The organism is Herbaspirillum lusitanum P6-12, from assembly GCF_000256565.1.
Lineage (GTDB): Bacteria > Pseudomonadota > Gammaproteobacteria > Burkholderiales > Burkholderiaceae_D > Herbaspirillum > Herbaspirillum lusitanum.
Genome location: NZ_AJHH01000626.1, coordinates 1 through 388, shown reverse-complemented (window position 1 = coordinate 388; position 388 = coordinate 1). Strand labels below are relative to the sequence as shown.

Sequence of the window (388 nt, the reverse complement as noted above, 5' to 3'; positions counted from 1 at the left end):
GTTAATTTTCCTACCGTCAGTACTTTCATAATCGGTGCCGGTGGTCGGCTCGGTCACGCCCATCGACTGCAGGCGCAGTTCGCCGCTGGCAATCTTGGGCAGGTACAGCTGCTTCTGCTGCTCGGAGCCGTGGCGCAGCAAGGTGCCCATGTTGTACATCTGGCCGCGCCGGCCCCGGCCGCCAGCGCCTTCCCGAAGCGCTCCGGCCGGTTGCCCGGTACGAACAGGTAGCTGCTGATATCGGCGGCTGCACGGCCGGGCGACTGGATTGAGTGAGCGTTCACGGTGGTGTCTTCCGAGGTCTCAGTACGAGCGTGGCAACTTGAGAACATGCTCGCCCACGTAGGACAGGATCATGTTGGTCGAGATCGGCGCGACCTGGTACAGG

General features: G+C 62.9%; 2 pseudogenes. Both read right to left on the bottom strand.

The annotated features are described in order from the left end of the window. A pseudogene (locus HLUSI_RS31935) lies at positions 1 to 168 on the bottom strand (acyl-CoA dehydrogenase family protein); the annotation flags it as partial. Continuing rightward, a pseudogene (locus tag HLUSI_RS34405) lies at positions 165 to 284 on the bottom strand (CoA ester lyase); the annotation flags it as partial. The pseudogenes HLUSI_RS31935 and HLUSI_RS34405, both read right to left, overlap by 4 nt. Between the last annotated feature and the right edge of the window lie 104 nt (positions 285 to 388).